This is a genomic window from Streptomyces sp. NPDC002680, assembly GCF_042889145.1.
Lineage (GTDB): Bacteria > Actinomycetota > Actinomycetes > Streptomycetales > Streptomycetaceae > Streptomyces > Streptomyces adonidis.
The window spans coordinates 419,621-438,009 of record NZ_JBIAQP010000007.1 but is presented as its reverse complement, the minus strand read 5'-3'; the positions used below and the strand labels follow the sequence as shown (position 1 = coordinate 438,009).

The window sequence follows — 18,389 nt, the reverse complement described above, 5'->3', positions numbered from 1 at the left end:
CGGGCGTGTCAGAGATCGTCCGGGAGCAGCCGGAAGGCGGGGTGACCCGTCAGCGGGCGAAGCATGCGGAAGTGGCGGCGGTCCAGCGTGAGGATGGCGTCCGTGTGGTACTGGGCCGCCATCACCACGTTCATCGTGTCCGTGAGCCCGATCTGTGGGTACCGGTGCATGGTGACCAGCGCGGTGGACAGGTGCGGCTCGATCTCCGGGACCGCGTAACGGCGTACCGCGACACGGTCGCGGATGTGGGCGAGCGCCGCCTGAGCGGCCTCGGGCCCGACGCGTGTACTCAGCAAGTAGTCGAGTTCCGCGAGCACCATCGGTGTCACCACAAGGTGGGACGCGGTGGCCACGGCCTTTTGGCAGGCCCCGTGTTCGGGTGCGTCCGCGTCGAAGAGCGAGTACAGGCCCGAGGTGTCGGCGATCAGTACGGTCACTCGCCGAACCCCTCCAGATAGTCCCCACGCCCGGCCGACCAGTCGATCGGCGAACCACTGTGGAACACGGGGATGTCGCTGTCCCCCATCGGATCCGTGGGATACGGCGGGACCACCTCATCCGTGACGGGCGACAGTATGGCGACCGGGCGCCCGTTCTTGGTCACGGTGATCCGCTCACCGCGCTCGGCGGCGGCGAGGATCTTCGAGGCGTTCTGATTGAACTCGCGCGCGGTCGTCTCCATGTACTACACGGTACTACGGTGCGAGGGTGTGCTCAGCCCAGGCGGTCTTGCCCGGTCCGTCCGGGCTCGGGTGCCAGTACCCAGCGGGCGGCCAGACGCGGAGGCGGAAGTCCCGGCCGGGGACCTGGCCATGCCGGACGGCGTTGGCGGTCAGCCCGGCGACGATCAGGACGAGGTCGTCGTGCGCGCCGGTGCTGTACGGGATGCCCCACCCCTCCAGCCGGAGGGCGGTGAGGCGCGGGCGAGGCGGGCGCCGTGGGGGGAGGTGAAGCACATCTCGAAGATCAAGTGTGGGGTGGGGTGGGGTGGGGTGGCGAGTTGGTTGCGGTGCCGGTACGAGGTACACGGAGCAGGGGCAGCGGATTCCGTCGGCTCGGACGATCGACCTGGCGGACGAAGTGCTGGACGCGGGTCGGTTGTTGAGAGTGCGGAAGGAGGAGGTGGAGCGGGCTCAATATCCGGGATCCGACGCCACTGCTGAGTTTCGTGCTGGACGAGTCGGTGTTGCGGCGCCCGTACGGTGGAAGGGCGTTCTGCAGGGACAGTTGGAGCAGCTCCTCCCGACCGAGCAGAACGTACGCCGAAGCACAGGGAACGAGTCCTCGACCACTGCATCGGGCCGTGAGTGTCTGGATGTCGCGGCCGCTACGACCGCCGTGCACGTCCGGGACTCCAACGACGTCACCGCGGCCGTTCTCACGGTGTCGCTTGACGCTTGGGCGGGGTTCGTCGAGTCGGTCTGACGCGATGTGATCGCCCCCTCCCGTGGCGTGCCGATCGGTAAGTAGGATTTACCGATCGCACAGTCGTTGCGCGAGTCCTCACCCGTACCGCGGTAACCACGGTCGACGACGACATCCGCAATGTCCTGGCCGAGGGCGACTTCCGCGCCTGGAAGGTCTACCTCCACCCCACCCAGCGCAAAACCGTCGAACGGAACTACAGCGGCCCTGCCCGGGTCAGCGGCGGCCCCGGTACCGGCAAGACCATCGTCGCCCTGCATCGTGTGGCCCGCCTCGCCGCGGCTCTGCCGCCCGGCCACGGCAAGCCGATCCTGCTGACCACGTACACCAAGAACCTCACCGCCGACCTGCGCTCCCGGCTCACATCGCTCATGGACCCGGTGCTGCTCAGCCGGGTCGACATCAAGCACATCGACCAGCTCGCCCAGAGCGTCCTCAACGAGAACACCGCGCCCGGCGCACAGCGCAGCCTGATCACCGACGACCGGGCTCTGGACGTGCTGCGCGAGGTCCTCTTCGAACACGACGAGCAGCGCTGGGACGCCGAGTTCCTCTTCGACGAATGGGAACAGATCGTCCTCGGCCAGTCCCTGGCCACCCGCCAGGACTACTTCAAGGCCCGCCGCGCCGGTATGGGCCGCGCCCTCAACCGTTCCGAACGCGCCGTCATCTGGAAACTGCTCGACCAGTTCACCCTCCGCCTCAACGGCATGGGCCGTGAGACCTGGGCCCAGGCCGCCGAACGCGCGGCCCGCTACGAGATGGAACGCGCCCGCAAGATCCAGAGCCGGGCCGAACGCAAGGCGGACATCGGCGGCGGCGACCTGACCCACCTCGACGACAACAGCTCCGCGATGCGCTACCTGCGTCATCGTTACCGCCACATCGTCGTCGACGAGGCCCAGGACCTCAGCCCCGCCCACTGGAAAATGCTGCGCGCCATGGTCGCGTCCGGCCCGGACGGCCTGTTCATCGCCAGCGACACCCACCAGCGGATTTACGACCGGCAGGTCACCCTCTCCACCGTCGGCGTCCACATCCGCGGCCGCGCCTCGAAGCTGACGCTCAGCTACCGCACCACCCAGGAGATCCTCGACCAGGCCGCCAAGGTCGTTCGCGGAGCCGCCTACGACGACCTCGACGACGGCACCGACACCCTTGACGGTTACCACTCCCTGCTTCACGGCCCGGCCCCCGAGTACGTCGCCTGCGCCGACTGGACCGACGAGATCACCCGGCTCGCCGAAGCCCTCAAGCAGTGGCGCGCGGACATCGCCCAGCCCGGCGAGGACGGCACCGTGCGCGACCCGAGCGGCACCATGGCCGTCTGCGTCGCCGACGGCGAGTTGGTCGGCCGCGTCGCCGCCGACCTGGAGATGAAGCACGGCATCACCACGGCGACCCTCACCAAGGACGGCCCGCAGGGCGGTGGCGAGGTCCACATCGGCACGATGCACCGGTTCAAGGGGCTTGAGTACCAGAAGCTCGCGGTCATCGGCGCGAGCGACGGCATCCTCCCGCGCGCCTCTCTCATCGAGAAGTACGAAACGGCCGACCCCAACCGCTACGAGCGCGAACTCAAGAAGAGCCGCAACCAGCTTTTCGTCGCCACCACCCGAGCCCGAGACGCGCTGCGCATCTCCTGGCACGGCAGGGCCAGCCCGTTCCTGCCCTTGTAGGCGGAAGGCCTTGCTGTCCTCCCCGCCCCATGATCCAAACGGCTCAGACCGGCACGCGGTGGTCAGACCGCTCAAGGTGTTCCATGACGAACTGGTGCGCGCGCCAGCCGTCCGGGAACTTGGGCGGGACGTCCAGGTAGACGGGCTGAGCCGAGGGATGACGGTCCAGAAGATCCGGGATCCCGGCGCGGGCGACGACGACGCAGGCATGACGGTGACGGGAGAGCAACACGCACAGGCGGCCGGTCTCCAGGTGGAAGGCGCTGGCGTCTACGCGGCCGGACAAGGGATGCCAGACGAGGGTGACATCGAATTCCCGGCCCTGGAGACGGTTGGCGGTGTCCACGGTGATGCCGTCGAGCTCCGGCGCCAGGGCGAGACGGCTACGGACGGCCTCCGCCTGGTCGTTGTGAGCGACGCCGATGGCGATGCGGCCGGGGGCGAGGCGCCGTCCCTCGGGTGGGGGCGCCTGGTCGCAGTAGGTGCGGAACCCCCGCGTGAGGAGGCGTCTGGCGGTGTCGGCGAGAGCGTCGGCCAGTTCACCGTCGGTGCGCAGGGTGTGCCGGGCGGGCAGTTGGAGATACCCCCAGCCGGTCTCGGCGGCACGGTCGAGGACGCGGTCGACGGGATCGGGGGCGAGGGTACTCAGCAGTGCCGCACGTCGGTCGTCAGGACCGGTGCCGGCGATGAACCGGGTGAACGGGTAGAAGGCACGCTCGACCAGCGGGGCAGCCGAGGCCGGCAAGCGCCAGGACACGGGGAGCTCATGGAGCGTCATGCCGGGGTTGTGCGCCAGAGTGACGTCCACGGCGTTGCGCAGAGGGTTCCAGGTCAGGCCCGTCCAGCGGTCGGTGTCGACACTGCTGAACGGGTCGAGCTGGCCGGGGTCACCGACGAACAGGGCGCTGTCGAAGAGGCCCGCGCAGGCGAGCAGGGCGTCGGAGCGCATCTGGTACGCCTCGTCGACGACGGCGATGGGCCAGTGACCGTCCTCCTCCTTCACCCGCGCCCACTTGGCGGCAGTCGCAATGACGATCGGAGGCAGAGGGCGCAGGCCGGTGACCCGTTCGGCACCGATGACGGCGTCGGAGTGCTCCGCGAGTCGCGGGGACAGTGAGCCTCCGGTACGCAGCAATCTGCCGACGGTGAGGCCGGATTGGTCTCGTACGAGCCGCTCGGCCAGGTCGTCGACCTGCTCGTTGGTCTGGGCGACGATCATGACCGGCTCGCCGCGTGCGGCGAGGTGACGGGCCGCCCGCACGACCAGGGTGGACTTCCCGGCGCCGGGTGGAGAATCCACCACGACGCCGCGAGAGGAATCGCCGTCGAGCCGGTCGAGGTCGGCGAGGACTCCGGCGACGGCGATGTCGGCACGTTCACCGGGTGTGCTCATTCCCATGCCTCGTTCGCGTCGTCGTCGGTGGGTGCGTGGGGCTGGGGCGGGCCGCCGTGCGTCCAGGGCGTCGACTCGTCGTCCGGAAGGGCGGCCGGCAGTGTGAAGACGGGCAGGCTCGTGTAGCAGATCTCCTCGCCGGACTCCGGTACGGTGCCCGGCGGTGCCGGGGGCCGCTGGGAGCGCCCCATGCCGCCGCTCAACTCGAAGTCGATCTCGTACGGTCCCTCCTCGGTTCGCCGTAGGGCCAGGACCTCTGCTTTCTGCCCGGTCCGGGCAGGACTTCGCACCTCGTCACCGACACGAAGGCGCCCGGAGCCCGGAACGGTGAGCGTGAGCGACGGGCGGAGCAGCTGCCTGCCGGAGGGGCTGACGACCGTACGGCTGGGGTCGACCGCTGTCACGACGCCGACCACGGCCTCCCCGGTCAGCTCGTACTCGGCCATCACCAGGGGGTCGTCGAAGGCCCGCTCGGACGCGTAACGGTCGGCAGCGTCCTCAAGTCGGGCAAGCCTCCGGGCCGCACCCGAGGCGTGCTCCCACCTGCCTTGCGGAAGTCCGCCGTCCGCCACGTACGCGGCGAAACCACTGAATCGATCCCTGTCCGTCTGCCACCGCGATGCCACGCTGCGTCCTGCGGGACGGTCCTCAAGAAGGTCCAAGCCGCGCCACATCAGCGTCCAGGTGGGCAGCAGTTGGGTCCGGAGTTGATCTTCCAGCTGGCGTATCGCCGCTGCTCTGTGGCGCTCGCCCGGAGCCTGTCCGATCGCCGTGTAGAGCTCGGTGAGGATGCCGTCGAAAACCGGGTCGGTGGCGGGGCCGGCGGGCGGGAAGCGGGAGGGGTCCTCGGCCTGTCGCGCCGCCGTCGGTCCATCGGTGCCGGGCGGCGGGTCGATCCAGGCCATGAGAGCGGGGAGATGCGCATCCTCGGTGGGGCTCTGCCCGGTGGCCCAGTGGGCGGTCAGCATCCGGGTGAGGCCGAGGCACAGGCTGGAAGTGGGGAACTCGTTCTGGTCGGTGAACCAACTCAGCCACTGACCGAGCCGGGGAACAGCTGGATCCACCGCGTACGGGCCCTCGGCGCGCCGGAACCGGGTGGAGCGGCCGAGCAACCGCAGGAACCCCACGCAGGCGGGATTGGGCACGATCAGCTGCGGGGCGTCGGTGGAGCGCTCCTGTAACTCCTTCGCCTTGCCGCGGCCGTGCTCATAGGGCTCGGTGTCCGTGGCGAACCCCTCGCAGTACGGCAGTACGTGTCCGGCGAGCCGGGCGGCGAAGCGGAAGCGGTCGGTACGGTCCTTCGGATTCGGCACAGTCAGCAGGACGGGGGCGTCGCGGTCCGTTCCCACCATCACGGCGAGCGGGGCACAAGCCTCACCGGCGAGGCTCAGCGGGATGAGGACCAGCGGCCGGTCGGCGATGTGGACATGGCGCACGGTCGTGACCGGCACCGCGCGGCCGGTGGCAGCCGCCTCCAACGCCGCTGCCACACGAAGGGTGCTCATGCCGCACCTCCGGTGAGGCGGAGGGTCCGGAGCCGGACCGCGTCGCCGAGCAACGCGGCCACCTCGTCCTGCGCGGCCGACGGGTTGAGCTCCCCACGGGCGAGTGCGTACGCGGCGGCCGTACTCGCCAAGCCGGGAAGGCTGTCCCGTACGACACTGCCGAGGTGCGCGGGGTCACCGTCGCGCAGGGCTGCGTTCCGGCAGTAGCGGGACAGCTCGCACATGTCGAGACAGCGCGGGCCGTAGAGGTGCGGAAGGGCCTCCACCGTGTGGACCAACTCGTCGGTGCCGACTGTCGGATGACCGGTGCGAGGGTCCGTGGAGAGATCGAGCGTAGCCTCGGGCGGCAGCATGGCAACCCGTTCCTCGACCCTGCCGAGGCGGGCCAACTGGTGGCGGACGGCGTCGAGTTGCTGGCGCAGGTCGACGAGGCGGCCGTAGGGGCGGTTCGCGAAGTCCTTGGGCAGCACCAGGAGGAACTCTTCAGCGACGAGAGCGGGATCCGCGCCGATCCCGCTCAGAACCGAGCGCAGGGCGAGGACGTACACGGCGGCCTGCTTGGCGGCCTCGGCCACCTTGCCCGCGTCGGCCTGCCCGTCCACGGCCGCAAAGGACTTGATGACGACCACGTAGAGACGGTCGCCGATACGGTGGCTGACCGCGTCTGGCACGAGGTAGGCGTTGGTGCCCGCGATATCCAGGGTGAGGACCGGGTGGTCGAGAATCACTCGGGCGTCGTGGTTCGCGGTGATGGCGCCGAGAAGTCTCCTGGTCTCCCCCGCACGCGGCCGCCAACCGGCGTTCTCCCCCACTGTGTTGAGGTCGGCGACGGCCGCCTCTGCGACCGGAACCTCAAGCTCGGCTCGCAGCAAGGTGATCAGTTCGGCGTAACCGTTCGCCTTGAGCTGTTCCTCGAACGCCCGCTGGCGGGTGATGGCGAAGGGGGACTGGCCGAACGGGGCGGTCGGCCCAAGTCTCACGGCCAGGCCGGCCTTGTCGATTCCGGCGGCATCAAGGACGGCTCGCCGGTCGCAGCCGGGGTTGACGGTCAGGGCGGTGATCTTCCGCGCGGAGTAGTCCTGCCGTTCCATACCGCCACGCAGCCGGTCGAGAGGACTGCTTCCGGGCGCCGGAGGAGAGGTTGGCGGCATGGACCTTCCATTGAGCGGGAGTACGGGCATGACGCCCTGCGGCGCCTGGCTGCACTCGTGCAGGCGCCATGGAGGTGGAGCACGGGGCAGGAGTGGCCATACAACCTTACCGGCAACTCCACGTCATCGGCGTGCTACCGGTGGCTACTGTTGCTCGACCGCTTCGACGGCACCCAGGCGGGTCGCACCGAACAACATGCGCACCGGCTCGGTGAGTCGTTCGCGCGCATGGGCGGCGGCGGCCCGCCTGGTGGCCCGATCGGCCTCCGCGTGCACGTCGGCCTCGGCCTCGGCCGCCTGGGACACCCGGGCGGGATCCGGCGAGCCGTAGCCCTCGTATGCGCCAGGGATGTTCAGTGCGAAGCGGCGCAGCAACGCCCAGGCGGGGAGCGTCGGTTCATGACCGGCCGCCCGCATTCGAGCGATCTGCCGGGAGATGCTCCGAGCGTGGACGAGAAAGTCGACACGAGGGCCCAGCGGTCCGACGATCCGCTGCTCAAGAGGCCACGTGGACACTGCCAACAGCCCCCGGACAGGGGTGAGCCGGTCATGGCTGAGGGCGGGGCAGATGTAGTAGGGGCGGGCGAACGGCTGGGCGGTGAAAGAGCGTTCCTCGTCCCGCCGCAGTGACCCCAACCGGGTGGTGACCACTTTCTCGAACAGGAACGCCTCATGGGTCGCGGCGATCAGCTTCGGACCCGCCGGGGCGTCGAGAATGGTCAACGCCTGGTGCGCCTGCTCCCGGATCGGAACAGAGCCGCCTGCGGGGCGGAGCGCGGGCGGCGGGGCTGCCGTCGGAGCGTCATTTTTCGACGCCGGGGTGGGCTCGGACGCGTCCGCCTCGGGTTCGGGCAGATCGTCCATCTCGTCGAGACGACGGCCGTACTCCTGCACGATCGCGCGCAGTTCGGTGCGCAGCTGTCCGGCGGTGACCTTGTCGCCGCGACGCTTGGCAACGCTGATGGCGGCACGGTACTCCGCCATGCGCGCTTCCAGCTCTTCCAGTGACTCAGTCATACGGGACAGGCTACCCACCTCCCACTCAACGCTTCAAGGTCCAAGCTCTCCCAATAATTTGCGTTATTAAGCCGGATGCGGTTACGGTGAAGCACCGGCCCTGCTCCACCGACGCCACAGGCGAGTGGGTGAGGCGGCCGGCACCTTGTCACCCCTGGTTTCAGCGTGTGCGGTCCCCGACGGGTTCCCGCCGCCCCGCGCCGTCGATCGACATCGGCGCACTCCGTCCCGAAGCACCTCGGACTCACCGCCTTCGGCACGACCAGACCTCGCAGGAGCAACACGCCCATGTCCCGGCTCTCTCCCGTCCCGACCTCCACTCGCACCCTCTACCGGCTCGTCGGCGTCGAGCCGACCCTGGAAGGCATGTTCGACAGCATCCAGGCCGACCGCCTCGACGAGATCGGCGCCGAGTTCCGGGCACTCGACCACTTCGACGTCCCGGCCATCGCCCTGCACGGCCGCTACAGCAAGGACGAGGCCGGCTGGTGCGCGGACTTCGCCCGGCTCACCGACTGGCCGGTGGTCCACCCGTCCCTGCGGGGCGCGGGCCTGGTGCTGCTGGCGGTCGACGGCCAGGTGTACGCCCTCGCCTACGGCGACGGCTTCCGGCTCGTGCCGGGACCGCTCAAGGACCGGCGGTTCGGGCTGCGTTTCACGGTCCGCAGCATCGACCCCGACGACATCCGTGCCGCCGTGGCCCGCACTCCGGGCCAGGGCCGGACCGATATCGCCGTGATGCCCGGGGGCGCGCCCATTGGGACGCTGGGCCTGGACACGTACACCAAGCTGGTCCAGCGCATGGGCGGCCGTCTCGCCCGGCCCGAGCTGACGGTTGAGCGCGCCGGCGGTGGCCGGGTGCGCAGCATCGAGGGCGGCTGCGGCCTGCGGCTGCCATACGGCGCGAACGCGGCGTCGCTGATCAGCGACATCCGTACGATCGCCAGGGTGTCGCAGGAAGAACTGCCGCATCCTCAGCTGGAGTTCGTCGAGTCGGTGGTGCAGCTGCAGGACGCGGAGACCGTCGCGCTGCTCGACGCCGCGCTCGACCACGCCCTCGGCACTGTCGACGGAGCCCGCATCGCGGCGACCGTCCCCGCCGACTGCCTGGCGGACTTCGGGCGGGCTCGTGCCGTCGGGGTCCGTTTCGGCTCCGGCGAGGAATGGACGAGTGACACGTTCGAGCTCGACTACGTGCGGGGAAGACTGCGGTTTCACCGGCCCGGACGCCGGGTCGCCGCGCTCCGCGAGGCCCGGGTGACCCTCTACAGGGACCGCCGTACGAAGCCGGGCGACGTCATGCGCACCGAACCGCTGCAGCGCTGGGTCGAGGCGGACCTGCTCCGGGCGGACGGGCGCCGGTTCGTCCTCACGGAGGGCGAGTGGCACGAGTTCGACCAGGCGTACCTCGCGGGCCTCGCCACCCAAGTCGAGCGGCTGATCACCCCCACCCCGTCGGTGGACCTGCCGGCCTGGCGCGCCGGTGACGACGAAGAGGCGTACAACAAGAGCGTTCAGCGCACCCGGGACGGCTTCGTCTGCCTGGACCGGAAGCTGGTGCGGACCCCGCTCCACCGGCAGCGTGGCGTCGAGATCTGCGACCTCCTCGCGCCCGACAACACGCTGGTGATGGTCAAGCAGGCCAGCGGCTCGGGTGCGCTCAGCCATCTGTTCAGCCAGGGTGTCGTGGCCGTGGACGCCCTGCTGAACCAGCCGGAGGCGCGAGCCGGGTTCGCCGACCGGGTGGCGGTCCTGGGCGGACGTCGGCTGCCGGAAGGTTTCCTCCCGGAGCGGGTCGTCTACGCGATCCTGCTCAAGGGTCACGCCGAGCTCACCATCGACACGCTCTACCCGTTCGCGCAGGTCGCCCTCGCTCACGCGGCCCGCGCACTCCAGTCGTACGGAGTGCAGGTGGAGGTCGTCGGAATCCCGCTGGAGGACGCGCCGGAAGACGACTGCCAGGCCGCCTGAGCAGGGAAACCACGCTGCCGAAACTGCCGCGTTCACCGGCTCCGCGGAGGTGACAGATCTTCGAGCAGGGTGGTGAGCAGGGCCTCCTCGTGGATCGGGATGCGGTGTTGCTCGTAGAGACCGCGGAGTGTGTCCACGCCCACCCTCTGATCTCCGGTGATCGTCATGCCGAGGTGGTCGAGGTACGTTCCCGCGTCGTACCGCCAGGGCGTCGCGACCGGTGCTGCGGACAGGAGTTGATCGACCACGACGAACCCGGCGTCGTCGATGTCGGCCCGGACGGCGATCTCGTCCGTGGCGGCCGCCAGTCCCGCCACCAGATCGAGGGCCGCGTTCGAGGGCATCCCGTCCGTGCAGATCAACGCGGGGCAGTCCGGGCCCAGTTCGTCGGCGGCGGCTTCCAGGACGGAGGGGTTCTCACAGACGAAGACCCTGGTCGCCGGGGGCACCGACCAGGTGCCGGTGAGGGAGCGCAGGGACAGCCACAGCGGCTCGCCGGGAGCCGCGGTGCTCCATCGGGCGGCGGGTGCGTCGCCGTACAGGGGCAGGTTCAGGACCAGGACGCGGGAGGAGATCTCATCGCACCACACTCCCACCGCGCCCCAGGCTCGCCTCCAGTCCCGTCCGGGACGCGACGGACGTGGCAGTTCGTGGGCGCAGGCAATCAGCCTGGACAGGGCTCTGCCCAGCGGCTCCCTGTGGTCCAAGGCGTGTGCGTCGTCCATGAGGGTGGCGGCCAGGTGTGCCAGCCGCACGCCTGGCCGGTCCGCACCGGGCAGCCGGCGCCAGACCCGGACCGCTTGTTCCGTCAGCGAGCGGAGTTCTCCATCGCCCGCGCGTGGCGTACCGGGATCGTCCAGCCACACTCGGGCCACCGGCGCGTCGATCCCGGCCTCGGCAAGGAGCGCTTCGGCGGCCGACCGCTCCGCATTGGCCGCCGCCTGCTTCTCAGCTCGAAGCCGCCGCAGACTGACGACCGGTCTGCCGTCGAGTGCCTCAATGAACTCCCGCACAGTCAGACCGTGTTCACCCAGCTCGGCGGCAAGGTCCTTCAGCCGTACCGGCCGCCCGGACACATCCCACGAGGTGCCCACCAGACGGGCCACTTCCCGGCGCTGGGACACCGTGAGGGCGATGCGCAGGGTGCCCTCCTCGGTGTTGAAGCCCCGTTCAGCTCGCTTCCGGACCGCGTCGAGCACAAGGCGAGGTCCGGCCAGCCGAGCCCAGGCGACCAGGCCGGCGGGCAGCTCAGTCATCGTCGTACGCTCCGAACAGTCCTTCGGCCATGACCGGCTCTGCCTCGACGGACAGCCCGAGGCGGTCGACGTCCACCTGGGTCAGCGTGCCCGAGCACCAGAGGTAGGGCATGGCGTCCACGCCTGGCAGGTGCCGTTCGCGGGCCAGGTCGTACACCGCCACCGCGGGCACCTCCGGATAGGTGCACCACTCGTCGTGGGCGGTGAGCATCACGTCGAGTTCGAAATCAACGGTCAGGCCCATGAAGGATGCCTTGACCGCGGTGTCCACACCCGTCATCGCCTCGTCCAGCCACACCCATCGTGGGGCGTGCGGCCCGGCCGCGTCGTACGCCACGACGGCGGCGGCGAAGAGGGGCTGGGACAACAGGACGACTTTCTCTCCGCCGGACTTCGCGGCATGCCGGGCGGAGTCGAACGCCGCCCAGGCGCCGCCCGCACCCAACCGGTATTTCAGTGACAGACGCAGCCATTCCCGGTAGTCGAGCGCCTGCGCGAGCTGTGCCTTCCAGTCGGCGACTCCCTCGGCGGACGCGTCTTTGCGGGCCTCGGCGATCTTGCGGGCGAGGAACGCCCTCACCAGTTCCTGGCGGCCGGAGGAAAGCTCGTCGTAGCCGCGTCCCAGAGCGGCTACCACGGGACCGGCGTCGGGATCGGCGGGATCGGCTGCCCAGTCGACCCGGACCACGTGCCCCTGCCGGGTCGGATGCCCGGCCAGTCGGTTGTTGATCTTGGCGAAGGTGTGCGCGGTGTAGTCCAGCCGCTCCTTCAGGTGCTCGATGAACGTCGATCCCAGGAGGGTGGTGAGGACCCGCTGCTGCTCGGTGTCGTAACCGGCCTGCTGCAGGCGCACTCGGGCGGCCAGGGCATCTGCGGCGTGGTGCGGCGCCTGCCAGCCCCTGTCCGGGTCACCGAGGATCACGACTTGTTGGATACCCCATGCCGCCGCTGCGCCTTCCCCCTCCGATCCGTCGGCCTCGTCGAGAACACGGGCGTCACGGTCCGGCAGCAGGTTCTGCCGGAGTTCCTCCAGTTGTCGGTAGCAACGGCGCCAGAGCCGTTCCTCGTCGGCGGCTTGTGCCGGGACGGCGAGCTCCCGCCGGGCGGTGGCGGCGAATTCGCGTGCGGACTGCACGGAGTGCCGCTCGGGCGGTGTCAGGCCCACCGGCTCCGCCAGACCGGCGTCCACCGTCGCCCACAGGGCGGCCATCGCGAAGTCCCGGCTCTGCTCGGCCACCGCTCGGCGCTCCTCGTGTTTGTCGAGGACTTCCTCGGCGCGGGCGACGGATGCCTTGGCCTCGGACAGGGATTCCGAGAGCTCTTCGATGCGCGTCTCCAAGTCCGTGCCTCGGGCGTCGAGTTCTTCTCGGCGCCGTAGCTGGGCCTGGTGGTCGGTGCCGAGTACCGATTCCGCCGTGGACAGTTGCACCGCTGCCCGGCGCAGTTTCCCGTCGAGGTCGGAGACCTCCGCCTCGACGGCCTGATGGTCACGTTCCCGCTGCTCGACGACTGCGGCCAGGCTCTCAAGGGTGTCCTGGCGCGCGGCCAGCACGTCCAGTTCACCGATCATCGACGCGAGACAGGAACGGAAGTCCTGCAGGGCCGTGGCCTGGCCATCGAGGTCGCGCAGGCCGAACCGGTGCATGCCCGCGTAGTCGGCGAAGCGCGCCCAGGCTTCGTCGCGCCGCACCAGGTCCGCATCGCGCTTCTCCCGCGCGCCCCGAAGCCCGGACTCGTCGGCCAGGCGCCGTCGGATGCGCTCGGCCAGCGTTGCCACGGCTGCGGCCAGCGTCCGCTCGGCCCGGACAGGGATGCGACCGCTGTGCTCGGCCAGTTGGGCCACCGCATGCTCGATGCCCGACAACACGCCGTCCATCTGGGCCAGTTCATCGTCCAGGGCCGACAGCTCAGTCTCCAGCCGCACGGTCTCCCGCTGTCGTGCGGCCTCTCTTGCCGCTGCTCCCAGATACACGGCCGGTCCCGTCGGCTCGGCCCGGCCGACCAGCCCACCCACCCGCCAGCCACCGTCGGCGGCCAGCCAGTAGCCGCGCGCACCGTCCGTGCGGCTCGTGCCGCGCCATCCGATGCCGGCGAGGAGACGTCGTACGACATCGGAGTCCACGCCTCCCGCCGAGTCCGCCTCCAACACGGCCAACAAGCTTGGCTCCGACGGCACTTCGCCGATCACCGGCTGCACATCGGCGACCGGTACACCATCGCGGGCGGCGAGGTGCCCGTCCGAGGTGACCCAGGCATCGAGCAGGCCGGACGCGGTCAGAGCGGCCTCCAGACGGGCGAGCAGATCCTGGTCGATGCCGTTCACGGGATTGACCAGGCGCCACAGCGGCGCACCGCGCAGATCATCGATCTCAGGCCTCTCACGGCGCTTCCAGCTCGTGGGTTCGGGCGGCGAACCTGTGACCTGTTCCCGTACGGCTGTCAGTTCGGCCGTCGCTTCGTCGTGGCGGCCCTGCAGGGGCGATCGGCGCAGCCGGAGCTGTTCGGCCCGTGCGGCGAGCCCGTCGCGCACCGCCGTGACATGTGTACGCATCGCCTCGGTGGGCGATGCCCCGGCATGGACCGTGCCGGTCTCGGTGTCGATGACGGTCAGTTCGGCGACCTGGTCGCACCATTCCTCGACGAGTTCCGCCGGACAGCGCGCGACCCCGCTCTGGGCAGCCCAGTCGCGGATCTGCTCGCGCAGCGCACCGACCTGCCTCTCGGCCTCGGCTCGGGCCTCACGCTCGTCACCCGAGGCCGTGGCCAGCGCTCGTTCTGCGCTTTCGACCTCGTGGCCTGAGCGTTCTGCCCGGCGCTCGATCTCGCCGTACTCGGTGTGGAGCTCGCGCAGAGTCCTGAAGCGATCCGCGCGGGTGCCGAAGTCGGCGGAGAGAGCTTCGACATCCCGCGTCGGCAGATGCCGGTCGGCGGATGCCTCCAGGCCGCAACTGTCGGCAGCCGAGCGGAGTGCGCTTTCGAGACCTCGTACTTTCTCCTCCGCCTTGCCGACCTCTCGTTGTGCCTCACCAGCCTGTCGTCGTGCCTCGTTCAGAGCGACCTGCTCGCGCCCCTGCCGGGCGCGTGCCGCCGCTGTCTGTTCCGTCAGTCCGGCTACGACGCGGCGCAGGCCCTCCACTCGCTCGGCTGCCGCCACCGCATCCTGATACGGCTGGGAGTCCAGCAGTTCACGCAGCTCGGTGGTCTGATCCTGCTTGGCCTGCCGCGACTCCGCCAACCGGCCTGTGGCGGTTCGTACATCCGACTGGGCTTTCTCAAGGACGTCCTGCGCCCGGTTCTTGTCCCGCGTGGTGTTGTCCAGGGTTGTCGTGGCCGCAGCGAACTCGTCGGCCCGGCGGCGAACCACGACACGGCCCCAGGGTCTCCATCCGCCGCTGACGAACCTGGCCACGGCGGTCGCTGCCGACTCCGTCTGCTCCACTGCCCGGCGCAACTGCTCAAGGTGGTCCCAGCCGTCGGCGAGTTGCGTGATCTCGTGGCCGGACAGGGGCGGTAGGGCCGCACGCAGTGTCTCGGCCAGGCTGGCCGGGTTGAGGCGTTCGCCGAGCTTGGGCTTACGGAGCTGCTTGAGGAGTTCGGTCAGGTTGTCGTACGACTCACCGGACAGCCCGAACAATTCCTCGGCGAGACGCGCGCGGTATGCCGCCGCCGTACCCGGCACCGTCACCCCGTCGATCTTCTTGAGGTCCTTCTCCTCGATCGCCCGGCCGCCAGTCAGCAGCGCGAAGTCCTTGCCGGGGCGTCTCACTGTGACGAAGTGCCAGGTCGTGACGGGCTGGCTGCCCGTGCCCCGGCGAGCGCTCGCGCCCATGCCGCACACGAAGTAGCGGGCGGCACCGGTTTCGTCCCGACGACCGAACTCGACCCAGGCGTAGCCGAGGCCTGAGTCAGCCGGGGCACGCGGGTCGTCGCCCTCGCCCGTGGGCAGCAGGTTGAACCGCATGGTGCGGTGCTGAGAGCCGAAGGGGTCGAGCACCGATGGCGTGATCTCCCCGCGAAGCAGCATGAGGGTCGTCAGCTCCAGCACCTTGGTCTTGCCCGCCCCGTTGCCCCCGCGTAGCACCAGGCGGCCGTCGGCGAACCAGAACTCGGCTTCGTCGTACTCCCACAGGCCCACGATCCCCACCCGCAGCGGCTGCCAGCGGATGCGGCCCGGCTCGGGCAGTCCGCCGGTGGTCGCGGCCGCCAGCCATGTCGTCCCGGGCTCGGTCCGTTCCGAGGTCATCGGTCCTCCACCTCGTCGAAGCCGACCGTCACCGACACCACTTTCGGGTCACGGAACCGGGCCGCCGCGGGCGTCAGCCGCCACCAGCCGGTCTCTCCGTCCGACCGCACCAGGTCCAGGGCTCGCAGCAGTTCCAGCGCGTGCTCACGGACCGCCTGATCGGTCTGGAGTTCCCTGGTCATGGCCTTGTGATAGCGGACGCGCACCTCGGCCGCGGCACGGTCAAGCCGGCCGTCGTCAAGCAGGCCGTCGGTGTCCTGGCGGGACAGGAGCTGGTCCAGCACCATCAGGGTGGCGAAGTCGACGGCCCGCAGTCGGGGGAACGGCACGTCCGTCTCGTTCTCGTCGGTGAGGACCAGAGCCAGCCCTTCGGCCCGCTGCTCCACCGTCCAACCGGTCATCTCCGCGCACCAGGCGAGGATCCGGTGCCGTTGCCCGGTGAGGTAGGCACGTTCGCCGGGTGTGAGGTCCGCCCAGAGGCAGACGGGCAGTTCGATCAGCTTCCTCATCACCCCGAACCGTGCGGTGGTCTCGGCCGCAATGGCTTCGTCGACTCCGTCGACGCCCTGGGCAAGGGCCGCGCGCAGGGCGGCCGGGTCCACCAGGCGTAGCAGCAAGTCCCGCCCGATCTCATAGGCACCGCCGATCACGTCCCTGCGGTGTGCCCAACCCTCCCCCCCGTTCTCCCGCGTCGCGAGAGAACGGGCGCAGAGCCCCGCTGTCCACCAGCAGGTGCACGGCCTTGACAAAGAGTTGTCGCTCGGCGAAGCGGTCCGGGTCGTACGGCGCGAAGTCGACATCGTCGTGTCGGGTCAGTATCCGGACCCGGTCCGACAGGTCCTGTGTGGTCGTGACGTCCTCGGCGTCCTCTGCCGCGGCGGCTGCAAGGATCGCGAGGACGAGGACACGTCGGGAAGGCGCACGGAATCGTCTGGGCGCTGTCACTTCCCTGCCCAGAGGCGGCCGGAAGAGACGGGCGGCGACATCGGTGACGACCAGCCGGTATCCCAGCCGTGATGCGAACCACTCGATCAGTACCGGCTGGTGCCGAGGATGCCTGACCAGCGCGAACAGTTCTGGATGGCGCCGCCGCTCAGCCACCGGGTGAACCAGCAACCCTGTGAAAGCTCGCCGCCGATCCTCCGTGTCCCGGCTCACCGCGTCGGCTCCAGCTCGAACAGCCAGTTCAGTGTGACGAGTTGGCCTCGGGGGCTGTACAGCGCGGCAGTGGCCGGGCCACTGCCCGGCGGCCTGAGTGTCACCCGCCATCTGCCGTCCGCGGTGACTGCGGTCCGGGCGGCCCCGCCACCCCGGCCGCGGGCGACGCCGAACAGTTCGAGGAGAAGGTCCAGTTCCGGTTCGGACACGTGGTCCCAGTCGGCAAGGGTGGTTCCAGAACGGGCCCGTAGTGTCGCCTCGGCATCCGCGCGTGCGGCGACGGCCGCGGCGCGGGCGCGCCTGGCTGCCGCCCTGCCCGCCGAGTAGTCCACCGATCGGGCTCTGCGTCCCACGGCGGCTCTGACCCCTTGCTCGCGAAAGCGCGCGGTGACCGGAGCCGCGGGAGCGTCCGCCCAGGAGCTCGTACGGTCGTCGGCGGCATCAGAGGGCAGCAACAGATGCCGTGCGGAGAACAACCCCGTGGCGGTGTCCCACATCCGCCAGGCAGTCTGCTCGTCCGGAGCCCGCTCGATGGCACGCGCCAGTCGCAGCAGCTCGGCGCGGCGCGTGACGGTGCCGCCGGTGTCCATCAGGATGCGAGTGTTCCGCGCCCAGGGCGCCACCAGGTCCCGCAACTGCCGACGCAGCCTCCGTGCCTGCCCGGTGGCACCGGAGAACCAACTGGACAACGCCGTCCACGTCCGGGCCCATCGCTGAGCCTGTACGTCGATCAGTTCCTCCGCCGCGTCCTCTGCCAGCGCGGCCCGCGCGCAGGCTCGCCACACCGACTCGCTGAGCAGAGGCGCGAGTTCGTCGACGAGAGTGGCGATCCGAGGCGTGTGCACGTCGACTTGCTCGCCCCACATGGCGATGTACGACTGCAGGGTGCGCCACAGAACCTCCTGCTTTCCCTGGTCGGGCCCGCCGGACAACGCGTGTGCCAGGCTGCGTTGCCATGCGCGGGCGGCCGCCGCCATGCCCTGGTGGAGAGCGATGATCTGCTGGTACTCGGCGGCCGCGTTGGGATAGCGCCGTTCCCGCACGGCCTGCCCGAACATCTCAAGACGGTCGTGGATCGCCCTCGGTGCCAGGGTCAGGTCGGCCGCCGCGTCTTCGTCGGCCATCGCCTCCTGCGTCCAGAAGACGTGCAGCCTGGCGGCCACGGGCGTGATCTGATAGCGGTCGCGGCGGCGCAGGAAGTCCTCGCCGGTGCGGGCCTGGTCCTGCCAGCGCGTGACCACGCCCCACTTGACGAGCTGGTCCAGCCGGGTGTCCAGATGGAATCCCTCGTCCGAGACCAGCTCGCCGACGACCGCCGGGTCCAGCCGAGCGGCAAGGTGACCGGGCACTCGCGCGACCACTTCGTCGTACGGCATTCCGACCAGGCTGGTGTCCTGCGCCTCCAGCAGGATCTCCACGATCACCCGGTACTGAGCCGCGAACTTCGAAACCAGATAGGCGGGCACCAACTCCTGTCCGGGGAGGTGTCCCGCCCATGAATCCGGTCGACTCGGCTCGGGCAGTTCCTCGTCATCCGACATGACCATCAGCGTACGATCAACTGCGTTGGGTGAGCGATCGGTTCGCGTAC

General features: G+C 70.0%; 14 protein-coding genes and 2 pseudogenes. 4 read left to right on the top strand and 12 right to left on the bottom strand.

Going from position 1 to position 18,389, the window contains the following annotated elements:
- Positions 1–8: 8 nt before the first annotated feature.
- From ACFYXF_RS21090 to ACFYXF_RS21080, 3 genes are read right to left on the bottom strand one after another with little or no spacing between them, the layout of a single operon-like run.
- On the bottom strand, positions 9–437 hold the full coding sequence (locus tag ACFYXF_RS21090) for a PIN domain-containing protein (protein ID WP_389351143.1): 429 nt from the start codon (positions 435–437) through the stop codon (positions 9–11).
- The gene (locus tag ACFYXF_RS21085; RefSeq protein WP_389351142.1) at positions 434–682 is read right to left on the bottom strand and encodes a type II toxin-antitoxin system Phd/YefM family antitoxin; all 249 of its coding nucleotides are present in this window, start codon (positions 680–682) and stop codon (positions 434–436) included. Before ACFYXF_RS21085 ends, ACFYXF_RS21090 begins: the two co-directional genes overlap by 4 nt.
- A gap of 13 nt (positions 683–695) precedes the next feature.
- Positions 696–956 carry a hypothetical protein gene (locus tag ACFYXF_RS21080; protein WP_389351140.1) on the bottom strand — a complete coding sequence of 87 codons (261 nt, stop codon included), beginning with the start codon at positions 954–956 and terminating at the stop codon, positions 696–698.
- A 34-nt stretch (positions 957–990) separates the two neighbouring features.
- Between ACFYXF_RS21080 and ACFYXF_RS21075 the strand changes: the two are divergent.
- The 3 genes and pseudogenes from ACFYXF_RS21075 to ACFYXF_RS21065 form a co-directional block, all read left to right on the top strand.
- Positions 991–1,146: pseudogene (locus tag ACFYXF_RS21075) on the top strand (transcriptional regulator); the annotation flags it as partial.
- Between the two features lie 81 nt (positions 1,147–1,227).
- On the top strand, positions 1,228–1,425 hold the full coding sequence (locus ACFYXF_RS21070) for a DUF397 domain-containing protein (protein ID WP_389351138.1): 198 nt from the start codon (positions 1,228–1,230) through the stop codon (positions 1,423–1,425).
- A gap of 68 nt (positions 1,426–1,493) precedes the next feature.
- A pseudogene (locus tag ACFYXF_RS21065) lies at positions 1,494–3,104 on the top strand (UvrD-helicase domain-containing protein); the annotation flags it as partial.
- Between the two features lie 43 nt (positions 3,105–3,147).
- Here the strand turns inward: ACFYXF_RS21065 and ACFYXF_RS21060 are convergent.
- The 4 genes from ACFYXF_RS21060 to ACFYXF_RS21045 form a co-directional block, all read right to left on the bottom strand.
- Positions 3,148–4,497, bottom strand: coding sequence for an AAA domain-containing protein (locus ACFYXF_RS21060; protein ID WP_389351136.1), 1,350 nt, complete (start codon positions 4,495–4,497; stop codon positions 3,148–3,150).
- Positions 4,494–6,002, bottom strand: a complete 1,509-nt coding sequence (locus ACFYXF_RS21055) for a hypothetical protein (protein WP_389351134.1) — start codon at positions 6,000–6,002, stop codon at positions 4,494–4,496. Before ACFYXF_RS21055 ends, ACFYXF_RS21060 begins: the two co-directional genes overlap by 4 nt.
- Positions 5,999–7,153: a hypothetical protein gene (locus tag ACFYXF_RS21050; protein ID WP_389351132.1), complete on the bottom strand. Its 1,155-nt coding sequence runs from the start codon at positions 7,151–7,153 to the stop codon at positions 5,999–6,001. Before ACFYXF_RS21050 ends, ACFYXF_RS21055 begins: the two co-directional genes overlap by 4 nt.
- A gap of 144 nt (positions 7,154–7,297) precedes the next feature.
- Positions 7,298–8,170 (bottom strand): hypothetical protein, encoded by an 873-nt coding sequence (locus ACFYXF_RS21045; protein ID WP_389351130.1) that lies wholly within the window; start codon positions 8,168–8,170, stop codon positions 7,298–7,300.
- Between the two features lie 288 nt (positions 8,171–8,458).
- Here ACFYXF_RS21045 and ACFYXF_RS21040 point away from each other — a divergent pair, with 288 nt between their 5' ends.
- Positions 8,459–10,141, top strand: a complete 1,683-nt coding sequence (locus tag ACFYXF_RS21040; RefSeq protein WP_389351128.1) for a DUF6119 family protein — start codon at positions 8,459–8,461, stop codon at positions 10,139–10,141.
- A gap of 32 nt (positions 10,142–10,173) precedes the next feature.
- On the opposite strand, the gene ACFYXF_RS21035 is transcribed toward ACFYXF_RS21040, so the two are convergent.
- From ACFYXF_RS21035 to ACFYXF_RS21015, 5 genes are read right to left on the bottom strand one after another with little or no spacing between them, the layout of a single operon-like run.
- Positions 10,174–11,397 (bottom strand): TIGR02679 domain-containing protein, encoded by a 1,224-nt coding sequence (locus tag ACFYXF_RS21035; RefSeq protein ID WP_389351127.1) that lies wholly within the window; start codon positions 11,395–11,397, stop codon positions 10,174–10,176.
- On the bottom strand, positions 11,390–15,640 hold the full coding sequence (locus ACFYXF_RS21030) for a TIGR02680 family protein (RefSeq protein WP_389351126.1): 4,251 nt from the start codon (positions 15,638–15,640) through the stop codon (positions 11,390–11,392). Before ACFYXF_RS21030 ends, ACFYXF_RS21035 begins: the two co-directional genes overlap by 8 nt.
- The gene (locus ACFYXF_RS21025; protein ID WP_389351124.1) at positions 15,637–16,290 is read right to left on the bottom strand and encodes a DUF2398 family protein; all 654 of its coding nucleotides are present in this window, start codon (positions 16,288–16,290) and stop codon (positions 15,637–15,639) included. Before ACFYXF_RS21025 ends, ACFYXF_RS21030 begins: the two co-directional genes overlap by 4 nt.
- A complete protein-coding gene (locus tag ACFYXF_RS21020; protein ID WP_389351122.1) occupies positions 16,271–16,798 on the bottom strand; it encodes a DUF2398 family protein in 528 nt (175 codons plus the stop codon). The genes ACFYXF_RS21025 and ACFYXF_RS21020 overlap by 20 nt, the downstream gene beginning before the upstream one ends.
- Complete coding sequence (locus ACFYXF_RS21015; RefSeq protein WP_389351120.1) at positions 16,795–18,339, bottom strand: DUF2397 domain-containing protein; 1,545 nt, start codon at positions 18,337–18,339, stop codon at positions 16,795–16,797. The genes ACFYXF_RS21020 and ACFYXF_RS21015 overlap by 4 nt, the downstream gene beginning before the upstream one ends.
- Between the last annotated feature and the right edge of the window lie 50 nt (positions 18,340–18,389).

Coding starts and splice junctions, on each gene's coding strand:
- ACFYXF_RS21015 (WP_389351120.1), bottom strand. CDS start 18,339: ATGTCGGATGACGAGGAACTGCCCGAGCCGAGTCGACCGGATTCATGG.
- ACFYXF_RS21035 (WP_389351127.1), bottom strand. CDS start 11,397: ATGACTGAGCTGCCCGCCGGCCTGGTCGCCTGGGCTCGGCTGGCCGGA.
- ACFYXF_RS21050 (WP_389351132.1), bottom strand. CDS start 7,153: ATGCCGCCAACCTCTCCTCCGGCGCCCGGAAGCAGTCCTCTCGACCGG.
- ACFYXF_RS21060 (WP_389351136.1), bottom strand. CDS start 4,497: ATGAGCACACCCGGTGAACGTGCCGACATCGCCGTCGCCGGAGTCCTC.
- ACFYXF_RS21030 (WP_389351126.1), bottom strand. CDS start 15,640: ATGACCTCGGAACGGACCGAGCCCGGGACGACATGGCTGGCGGCCGCG.
- ACFYXF_RS21040 (WP_389351128.1), top strand. CDS start 8,459: ATGTCCCGGCTCTCTCCCGTCCCGACCTCCACTCGCACCCTCTACCGG.
- ACFYXF_RS21085 (WP_389351142.1), bottom strand. CDS start 682: ATGGAGACGACCGCGCGCGAGTTCAATCAGAACGCCTCGAAGATCCTC.
- ACFYXF_RS21045 (WP_389351130.1), bottom strand. CDS start 8,170: ATGACTGAGTCACTGGAAGAGCTGGAAGCGCGCATGGCGGAGTACCGT.
- ACFYXF_RS21055 (WP_389351134.1), bottom strand. CDS start 6,002: ATGAGCACCCTTCGTGTGGCAGCGGCGTTGGAGGCGGCTGCCACCGGC.